The organism is Streptococcus sp. ALY_211, assembly GCF_058314555.1.
This window is the reverse complement of sequence record NZ_JBZFUN010000006.1, coordinates 74,016-84,137: the sequence shown is the minus strand read 5'-3', so window position 1 is coordinate 84,137 and position 10,122 is coordinate 74,016. Positions and strand designations below refer to the sequence as shown.

The window sequence follows — 10,122 nt, the reverse complement described above, 5'->3', positions numbered from 1 at the left end:
CGAGAGACCTAGACGACTTCATCATTACAAAACAGCAAAATTTCTGTTTGGGCTAGCCCAAACAGCCTAATCAATGGGATCCTAGTCTATCCACGAACTTGTTGCACTTGACTTGACAATGTGTCATTAAAAAATATTTACAAATGCTACAAATAATGTTACCCTGTTTCTGGTTGATGATTCTTAAGGATAACTTAATATATAGGATGGATATCTCCCACAATTGGCATATCATCAAGATTCCCCGAAAAATGGGGAGTTCTAGTCGTGAGTGCTCCTTTGATGTATCGTCAATCTGAAGTCTTCCTTTTAAATAATACTGGGATAAAGAATTGATTAATAAACAATTTTTTTGAGTTAAACCATAGTATTTCCACAAACGAGTGAAAATATTAGGTCATTTAAAGGGAAGAAAATGTTTCAGCTAAAAAAGTAATGGAACAACATAAATTCTAATAAAAGAAAAGAAATTTTGGATTGCCTAGAAGGAAAAAGAAATATGTCTCAAGATAACATTAAAGTGATCAGCTTAGAAAGTATAGAAAACTCTCTAAATGTTTACAAGAAGTCGACAAATGATGACATGGTTGTATCTATCATCGATGAAATGGTAGCTGGGGTAAGTCTACATAATATCTGTATTCAGTTTGATTTGAAACCCTATTATGCCAAAAGACAGATCAGATCACTACTAAAGAGAGATGGCTTCTTACAGGAAGAGATTGAAGATATTTTTCTACTAGCAAATCGCATTTTATACTTTGATTTTCTGATAGTAGAAGAGGGATTGACTACCAAGGGATTTAATCAAAAGGTTGAAACTATTTTGGGACACTATTCTTATCTCCAATATCAAAATCTACTCAAAGAACCAGCTGAATTCTTTTCTGAATACGCTCATGATATTTCTCTGTTGAAGCAATTTTTCTCAGATGAGATCCAGCAGCTATCTTTATCGGAAATCGAACAAAAGATTGATATCACCATTCCTCGTAGCTCTAGTCTTATTAGAAGTTGTTTATCAAGTACAGACGTACGCTATAGTAATGGTAAGTATATGATGAAAATTGATGAAAAAGAACAGCAAGTTAGATTCACTGCAGACTAATGTATGAGTTAATGGCGCCGAGAATTAGATAACAATTAGTAACTAGCTATAAAATCATTTCCTCACTTGCCTACCTAACCATGCGATGAGTAACCATCAGAGCTGCTGAACATAAATATGGTATAATAAAAACAATCTAGTCGAAAAAAGTGTAAAATTTATAATGAATAGATAGACTGGAATAGATTGAAAATCATGAAAAAGAAGATGGACCGACCAGTTAGGAGGTAGAAGGAAGATAGGGAACATGAAAAACAAAGAAAAAGGCATGCTTGTTTTGCATGATAGTCATCTGGCTAAAGAACTTGGTGTAGAGATTCACGAAGTTGATGGCCGAAAGTTTGCAATGATCGAGCCTGAACGATTAAAGCAATTGCGTCCAGAACTTTATCATAGGATGATGAAAAATCGTGTGGAGATCAACAAAGAAGAATGAGTTGCGTTTATCAATTTTACACCCCTTCAAGGGGTGTTTTTCTATATTTGTAAGCTATTGATTAATCATAACTTTTGTTCTATCATCAACAAAAATAGACGAAGCTGGAAAATGTTGATCCAACCTCATCTATTACAATGGATTATGATTTTTTTATAGGAAATTTTTTAATAAAGATCACTGCAGCACTTAGCGCAGATACAATAGCGGCGTATACTGTGAGAGGCGTTTTTGCTTCACCTGTTTTAGGTAAAGTATTTGCCTTATTATTTGATGAGTTAGCTTTATCTGACGGTGCAGAGTGATTTTTAGATGATTTTTCCGCATCACCAGAATCTTGTTTATCTGACGATTTAGAATTCTTTGGATCAGATGAATCTTTCCCACTTTGGTTAGGGACATCTGTACCACTGCTTGGAGCTTCTTTTTCATCAGATGATGAGGAATCTGACTCTGATTTTCCCTTGTCTGCTGAGCCATCAGATCCTTTTTGTGAGGAGGAATCATCAGAATCACCTGCTTGTGATCCAGATTCAGATCCTTGATCTGGAGCATCGGTACCGTCGGAAGGTACCGAATTATCAGATGGTGGCTGAGTTTCTTCTGATGAAGAACTATCATTAGAGTCAGATTCTTCAGATGATGGCTGGGTCTCCTCAGATGGATCACTAGAATCAGGTGCTTCGGATGACGGCACACTATCGTCAGAATTAGGCTGCTCGGCTTCGGATGATGAATTAGAATCAGATTCTGACTGATCAGAATTGCCATCATCGGGTTGATTTTCTTGCGGAGCTTCTTGGTTATTATCGGGTGTTTCTGTGTCGCTATCAGGTACATCTACTTGATCGTCAGCTGATGCAGTAGCTGTTACCAGAGAGTTAATAGATTTGATAAAATGTTTAGGAAGTCGAACAGAAGGTGCAGACAATGTTTCTGCACTAGCCGGGGTAGATGTGGTGAGTGCTAATCCCAAGATACTAGCGGATAATAAGAGACTTGATTTACGAGTGAAAAATGATTTTGACATACTGTAAATATCCTTTCTTTATGATAACTACTTTAGTATAGCTTAAAATATGAGTAGAACTCTTTATTATAAAAAGTTCTACTTCATTGAGGACGTTATCTAACTAAAACTTGTTTTCTTAGATATTATTTAATAAACTAGAGTTAATGGCACTAGATTGCTGACGAGTTACATTAGAATAGTGAACCGGATGCTTATTATTGGCCTTTGATGCCTTAATTTTTAGGAGTGTGATATGACACGAAGTTATAAGAGTTATTTACTTGTATTTATTATAATGCTGCTATTTTTGTTGATTGGTAGCATCTATTCGTTAAATATTAATGGGCGGATCTTATGGCATCCTTCGGTAATGATCAGTTCATTCTCAATTATATTATTAATGGTTCTTAGTATATATGCACTAAAAGCAAGGGTCTCTTATCGCTATCTTTTATTATTGGCATCTTGTGTGATTTCCTTCTATCTATGTGCTACCCTTTTGACAACACGAATATCTCATTATAGAACTGTACAGACGAATATACTCTTGAATTCTGATCGGTTACTTTTTAGGGATGACACCGCAATGAAACTATTATCTAAGAATTCCAAGGGAAAAAAGATCTTATTTTTTTATAGATATGGGTGTAAACGTTGTAAAGTGGCCGTACCTTATCTGTTAGAGCACATTTCTTCAGAGGACAAAGAAAGTATCTATTTTATCGATATCAGTAGCAAGCGAGGGAAAAAATTAGCTCAGTATTATAACGTAAATTCCGCTGCTACAGTAGTTGTATCCGACCAAGACGAATACAAGGAGTACTCCTTAACAAGTATTAAAAAAGGCAAAGCTGTTATTGATTTTGAAACTATATCTCGAGTTATTGATATAGTGACCTCTCATTAAATTATTTTTTATTATAAAAAATAATCTGAAGGTATTTTGATAATATTAGTGGTGTAGTGATATTGTTGAGGAACGCAAGCTAATGATAGAGTAAATCATTTGCAATAGCTTACCCTGCAATTTTGACTACAGATAAATGTAATCCCTTCTTTGGATTATTTTCTATCTATTCATTTAGATGATACTTGTTTTGTAACAGGTATCATCTTTTGTTTTCTAGGCTCGATAGATTAACAGTAGTGTTTATTGTTGGATAACTTAACCACTTTACAGTCATAATTTTATTTGTTTGATACAGAAAAATACTCTTCTAACTTGAATCTCAACTAGTAGAAGCCTATAATAGGACTAACGACCTAACCTCCCTGAGCAGATCGGAGGAAGCCTTTAGAAGTAATAGAGTAAGTGGCTTGCAGAGTCAGTTATGATGAATTTAGAAGGAGATAATTGATGCTCAAACAAGAAAATGATAAAGCTGATTATGATAAAGATTATGAGAGAATTTTTGACTATTTCTTTATAGGAATTGGCTTGGCTGCTATAGTGACCTTGTTCATTGGTGGCTTGACCCGATATCTTACGTGGACGGTTGTTTTTAAGGTTGTTCTTACAGGACTTATAATAGTAAGTGCGATGCTACTAGCCTCTCATAAGCCATCTTTAAAAGAGCATGTCCTATTTGAAGACCAAGATTTCTTATCATGAAGTCTTTAGCAGTTGATAATTTTCCTTTCTTATAAGATCTATGGAAAGAATGAGTTGATTAGTTTTGAACCTCCAGTCCCATCTCAAGATTGATAGCATCCTTAAATTATTTTCTGAGAGCAGATCTCTCCTTTAACTCTGGGAAGATCTGCTTTTTAATTCCCTCAATAGTTGATGTCCTCCTTATACTTTAATAAGTGAAAAAATTCACATTATCTATTGACAGTGGTCCAGAAATATAATATACTAATATCGTGAAAAAAATCACAAATACAAAATGATAAACGGCTACAGTATTTCTTCTATAGAGATGATCTGATAGATAACCGCTTAAAATGGAGGAGTTTCCTATGGCAAAGGATACAAAGGTAGAGACTATGACGGCTGAGGAAGAAGCACAAGTTTATACAGCTGGCTTGGTTGATAAAGCCCTAGAAGCAGAAAAAATTTTCGCCAATTATACCCAAGAAAAAGTTGACCAGATTGTTGCAGCTATGGCTCTGGCGGGTTCTGAGCGCTCGCTTGAGTTGGCCAAAGAGGCTGTCGCTGAGACCAAGCGTGGTATTGTAGAAGATAAGGACATCAAGAATCACTTTGCGACGGAAAATATCTATGAGCTCATCAAAAATGAAAAGACGGTTGGTATCATTGATGAGGATAAGGTCAAAGGTCAGGTTAAAATCGCAGCTCCTCTAGGTGTGATTGCGGGTATCGTCCCAACGACAAATCCAACCTCGACGACCATGTTTAAGATCTTGGTAGCTCTAAAGACCCGCAATGCCATCGTCTTTGCCTTTCATCCAGGCGCTCAACAGTGCTCGAGTCATGCCGCTAGGATTCTCTATGATGCTGCGATCAAGGCAGGGGCGCCAGAGAATATTATCCAATGGATCGAGACTCCCTCAATCGCTAATACTAATGCCTTGATTACCAATCCTCATATCGCTTCTATTCTTGCGACAGGTGGGCCTGGTATGGTTAATGCCGCCCTTCGCTCTGGTAACCCCTCTATGGGAGTTGGGGCTGGTAATGGTGCGGTTTATGTGGATGCGACCGCACATTTGGATCGGGCTGTTGAAGACCTGCTCATGTCTAAGCGCTTTGACAATGGTATGATCTGTGCAACAGAAAATTCTGCTGTCGTAGAAGCCGCCATTTATGACGACTGGCTCAAGAAGATGCAAGAAAAAGGTGCCTACCTAGTCCCTAAAAAGGATTACAAAAAGCTAGAAGAAACTGTCTTTAATGACAAAGGCGGGGTCAACGGCCCTGTTGCAGGTATGTCAGCTCGCTGGATCTGTGAGCGAGCAGGCCTTGACTTGCCAGAAGGTAAGGATGTCCTTTTATTTGAGCTAGAGGCAAAAAATATCGGAGAAAAACTCTCTTCAGAAAAACTCTCTCCACTCTTGTCTGTTTATAAGGCTAAGGACCGTGAAGATGGGATTGCTATTGTAGAGGCGCTCCTTGAGCATGAAGGCGCAGGTCACAATGCGGCTATTCAGATTGGATCGCAAGCCGATCCCTTCGTTGCTGAGTATGGGGACCGTGTCAAAGCCTCTCGTATCCTTGTCAACCAACCGGATTCTATCGGTGGTATCGGTGACATCTACACCGATGCGCTCAAGGCCAGCTTAACACTTGGAACAGGATCATGGGGGAAAAATTCATTGTCACACAATCTATCAACTGGCGACCTCCTCAATGTCAAAACGGTGGCTAAGCGTCGTAATCGTCCACAATGGGTGCGCCTACCAGAAAAAACTTACTACGAAAAAAATGCAATTTCTTACTTACAAGATGACTATGAACCAATGAGTCGAGCCCTGATTGTGGCAGACCCTGGAATGGTTCAGTTTGGCTTTGTCGATACCGTTCTCGCTCAGCTCGCTCTGCGTGATGAAAAAGTGATGACTGCTGTCTATGGAACAATCAAGCCTGATCCAACTCTTGGACAAACCATCGAGATTGCCAAGCAAATGCGTGATTTCAAGCCTGATACCGTTATTGCAATCGGTGGTGGATCTGCCATTGACGCCTCCAAAATTGCCCGCCTCATTTACGAAGTTTCACTGGATCGAGACAGTGCTTGGCTGGATTCCTATGATGAAGTTAGTGATTTCTTCTTAGAATTGCAACAAAAATTTATCGATATCCGCAAAAGAATCGTCAAGTTTAAACATCAAAGACAGACCCGCCTCTTTTGTATCCCAACAACGTCTGGTACAGGTGCTGAAGTGACTCCTTTTGCCGTTATTACTGACGACCTGACCCATGTGAAATACCCTCTGGCCGACTATGAGCTGGTACCACAAGTGGCTATCGTTGATCCTGAGTTTGTCATGACTGTTCCTAAACGCACAGCGGCTCTCTCTGGATTAGATGCCCTGTCCCATGCCCTAGAGTCTTATGTCTCAGTCATGGCATCTGACTTCACCCGTCCATGGTCTCTAGAAGCTATCAAATTGATCATGGAAAATTTAGAGGACGCCTATCATTATGATCCTGCCCATCCAACACTTCGTGGTGAGCAAGCCAAAGAAAATATGCACTACGCATCGACCATAGCTGGGATGGCCTTTGGAAATGCCTTCCTTGGGATCAATCATTCCCTGGCTCACAAGACAGGTGGTGAGTTTGGGCTTCCGCACGGCTTAGCGATCGCTATCGCCATGCAGCACGTTATCCGCTTTAATGGCGTTGCTGGTAATGTGAAGCGTTCTGTTTACCCACGCTATGAGCAATACCGTGCGCAAAAAGATTATGCTGATATTGCTCGTGCTTTGGGACTCAAAGGCCAATCAGATGCTGACCTGGTTGAGGCCCTCTGCCAACGCATTGATGAGCTTATGAAGGCCGTAGATGTTGATCCTCGTCTCTCTGCTAATGGAGTGAGTCAAAAAGACTTCGATGCAGCGCTTGACCGTCTAGCTAGTCTAGCCTACGATGATCAATGCACCCCTGCCAACCCTCGCCAGCCCTATATCTCAGATATGAGGCAGCTCCTTATTGATCAGTTTTAATCGTTGAAAAGTAGAGCCTAGACAAATATAGCGCACTCCTATCATTAAGGGGTGCGTTTTGCTCCACGATCATCCACTCATTTCAGTGACCCAAAATTCCCTGTAGTAGGAGTCGTCGACTCTATCAGGGACTCTCTAGGAGCTCTATGCTATAATAATGCTATGTCATTATTCAATCTTATTTTTGGTTTAATCCTGCTCATGCCTGTACTGGGCTGTCTCTTTATCGGGTTAGCCCTGCGTTTGCCCCACCGCCAGACGAGATGGCTTTTACTAATGGGCCTACTCATATTTGTCCTGTCTTTTGTGGCACTGCAGCTAAAGGTAGATGCTATTTTCTATGGCTTTTTCTTACTAGGTCCTACCTTATTTGGTATTGGTCTACCTGGAAACCCTAGTAGGGGGCACCGCATTCAGGCGGGGCTGTCAGGCCTAGGACTTTTGCTCGTTTTCTGGCTTTTTCTCTATCTCTTTGCCCAGATTTTAAACCATGTCTAATTCCAGCCATTAGTCAAATGATAATCCCAAGTGCTTACCTAGAGCGCTTGGGATTTTTGCTAGCTAGACTTTCTGAGGCAAAGCCCAAATAACTATGCTGCCAGGCTTATCAGGAAGGGCCTTTTGTGATAGAATAGAGTCAATCTAAATCCAATGATAGAAAAGGTGGTCCGATGGCAAAACAAACCTTCCAAATGACTTTAGCAGGTAAAAGATTGGTCGTAGAAATTGGTCAGGTTGCTAAGCAGAGCAATGGTGCTGTTGTCATTCGTTATGGTGATACGACAGTATTAAGTACAGCAGTCATGTCTAAAGAACCAGCAAAAACAGACTTCTTCCCCCTGCAGGTCAACTATGAAGAGAAGATGTATGCAGCCGGTAAGCTACCAGGTGGATTCATGAAACGTGAGGGACGGCCTTCAACCGAAGCGATCTTGACCGCACGTCTTATCGATCGTCCTATCCGCCCCATGTTTGACCAAGGCTTTCGTCACGAGGTCCAAGTCATCAATACCGTTCTCTCATATGATCCAGAAGCCAGTGCCCCTATGGCGGCTATGCTTGGCTCGTCCTTAGCCTTGTCCATTTCAGATATTCCCTTCAATGGTCCGATTGCAGGTGTTCAAGTCGGCTATATCAATGGTGAGTTTATTCTCAATCCGACACCAGCCCAAAAAGCCCTATCCCAGCTGGATCTGACCCTTGCAGGAACCAAGGAAGCCATCAACATGGTCGAGTCAGGAGCCAGCCAACTATCAGAGGAAGTCATGCTCGAAGCTCTGCTTTATGGGCATGGTGCCATCAAAGAACTGGTCAGTATCCAAGAGCAGATCGTGGCTCACGCTGGTAAGCCTAAGACTGAGGTGGCATTAGAAGTTCTAGATCCAGAATTGAAGCAAACGATCGCTTCTATCTCCCTTCCTGAGATGAAAAACGCCCTCAAAATTTCAGATAAAAAAGAGCGTCAAAAGGCTATGGAGGCCCTTAAAAAAGTAGTTTTGGACAGTTTTGATAAGCGCTGGACCCAAGATGAAGATAAGGATAACAAACTTGAGATGGTCGCCAAAATCCTTGATGATCTGGAGCATGACGAGGTGCGTCGCCTCATCATTGAGGAAAAAATCCGTCCTGATGGTCGCCGTCTGGAGGAAATTCGTCCGCTAGAAGCCAGTATTGATTTCTTGCCACGTGTCCACGGTTCAGGTCTCTTTACCCGCGGACAAACTCAGGCACTGTCGGTGCTGACCCTAGCCCCTATTAGTGAGAGTAAGATTGTAGATGGCTTGGATCCTGAGTATCATAAGCGCTTCTTGCACCATTATAATTTTCCCCAGTACTCAGTAGGAGAGACTGGACGATACGGTGCACCAGGAAGACGGGAAATCGGTCATGGGGCTCTAGGGGAACGTGCTTTAGCCCGGGTTCTTCCTAGCTTTGAAGACTTTCCCTACGCTATTCGCCTGGTGTCCGAAGTTTTGGAATCCAATGGTTCTTCTTCACAAGCGTCGATCTGTGCCGCTACCCTAGCCTTGATGGCTGGCGGTGTGCCTATCGAAGCACCTGTTGCTGGTGTTGCTATGGGCTTAGTATCTGATGGGCTTCAGTATGCTATTCTGACAGATATTCAAGGCTTAGAGGATCATTTTGGCGATATGGATTTCAAGGTGGCTGGTACTCGCAAAGGAATCACAGCCCTGCAGATGGATATTAAGATTTCAGGTATTACGACAGCTGTCCTCAAAAAAGCTCTGGCTCAAGCCAAGCGAGCACGCTTAGAGATCCTAGATGTGATTGAAGCCACAATAGCAACTCCAAGACCCCAGTTGGCTCCAACAGCTCCTAAAATTGAGATCATGACGATTGATCCTGATAAAATCAAGGTCGTAATCGGTAAGGGTGGCGAGACCATCGATAAAATTATTGAAGAAACCGGCGTCAAGATTGATATAGACGAGAAAGGTCAAGTCCAGATCTTCTCACCAGACCAAGATGCCATTACGCAGGCCAAGCAGATGATCGCTGCTCTGGTACGTGAAGCTAAGGTCGGCGAAATTTACGATGCCAGAGTTGTCCGCCTTGAAAAATTCGGAGCCTTTGTCAATCTCTTTGATAAGACAGATGCCTTGGTCCATATCTCCGAGATTTCTTGGGAGCATACCGACAAGGTAGAAGATGTTCTCAAAATAGGAGATACCGTAACGGTTAAGGTTATTAAGATCGATGATAGAGGACGGATCAACGCTTCTATGAAAGCCTTGTTACCTAAGTCTAACCACCTAGGAGAGCAGGACTCTAATCAATCAGCTCCTCACTCTCATGACGAGTCAAATAACCCTGCTCAACCCTAGCTCACGACTGACTTGATTGTAAAAAAGGGCTGAGCAGGCCTCCTCCTGGTTTGAGTATAAGCAGCCTTATGTCTTGAAGTCTTCCCAG

Annotated in this window: 8 protein-coding genes; 7 read left to right on the top strand and 1 reads right to left on the bottom strand. The window is 41.5% G+C overall.

Features of this window, described 5'->3' with window-relative positions; all coding sequences use genetic code 11:
• Positions 1-499 precede the first annotated feature (499 nt).
• Together AC4HAJ_RS06610 and AC4HAJ_RS06605 are read left to right on the top strand one after the other, a co-directional pair.
• Positions 500-1,108 (top strand): hypothetical protein, encoded by a 609-nt coding sequence (locus tag AC4HAJ_RS06610; protein ID WP_491079373.1) that lies wholly within the window; start codon positions 500-502, stop codon positions 1,106-1,108.
• 247 nt (positions 1,109-1,355) lie between these two features.
• A complete protein-coding gene (locus AC4HAJ_RS06605) occupies positions 1,356-1,544 on the top strand; it encodes a hypothetical protein (protein ID WP_491079372.1) in 189 nt (62 codons plus the stop codon).
• Positions 1,545-1,686: 142 nt separating this feature from the next.
• Here AC4HAJ_RS06605 and AC4HAJ_RS06600 read toward each other — a convergent pair whose 3' ends face one another.
• A complete protein-coding gene (locus tag AC4HAJ_RS06600) occupies positions 1,687-2,574 on the bottom strand; it encodes an LPXTG cell wall anchor domain-containing protein (RefSeq protein WP_491079371.1) in 888 nt (295 codons plus the stop codon).
• 643 nt (positions 2,575-3,217) lie between these two features.
• Here AC4HAJ_RS06600 and AC4HAJ_RS06595 point away from each other — a divergent pair.
• The 5 genes from AC4HAJ_RS06595 (at position 3,218) to pnp (ending at position 10,034) form a co-directional block, all read left to right on the top strand.
• On the top strand, positions 3,218-3,463 hold the full coding sequence (locus AC4HAJ_RS06595) for a hypothetical protein (protein WP_491079370.1): 246 nt from the start codon (positions 3,218-3,220) through the stop codon (positions 3,461-3,463).
• A 450-nt stretch (positions 3,464-3,913) separates the two neighbouring features.
• Positions 3,914-4,168, top strand: a complete 255-nt coding sequence (locus AC4HAJ_RS06590; RefSeq protein ID WP_491079369.1) for a hypothetical protein — start codon at positions 3,914-3,916, stop codon at positions 4,166-4,168.
• A 350-nt stretch (positions 4,169-4,518) separates the two neighbouring features.
• Positions 4,519-7,188: a bifunctional acetaldehyde-CoA/alcohol dehydrogenase gene (gene adhE, locus AC4HAJ_RS06585; RefSeq protein WP_491079368.1), complete on the top strand. Its 2,670-nt coding sequence runs from the start codon at positions 4,519-4,521 to the stop codon at positions 7,186-7,188.
• Between the two features lie 162 nt (positions 7,189-7,350).
• Complete coding sequence (locus AC4HAJ_RS06580; RefSeq protein ID WP_491079367.1) at positions 7,351-7,686, top strand: hypothetical protein; 336 nt, start codon at positions 7,351-7,353, stop codon at positions 7,684-7,686.
• 173 nt (positions 7,687-7,859) lie between these two features.
• Positions 7,860-10,034: a polyribonucleotide nucleotidyltransferase gene (gene pnp, locus AC4HAJ_RS06575; RefSeq protein WP_491079366.1), complete on the top strand. Its 2,175-nt coding sequence runs from the start codon at positions 7,860-7,862 to the stop codon at positions 10,032-10,034.
• Positions 10,035-10,122: the final 88 nt, after the last annotated feature.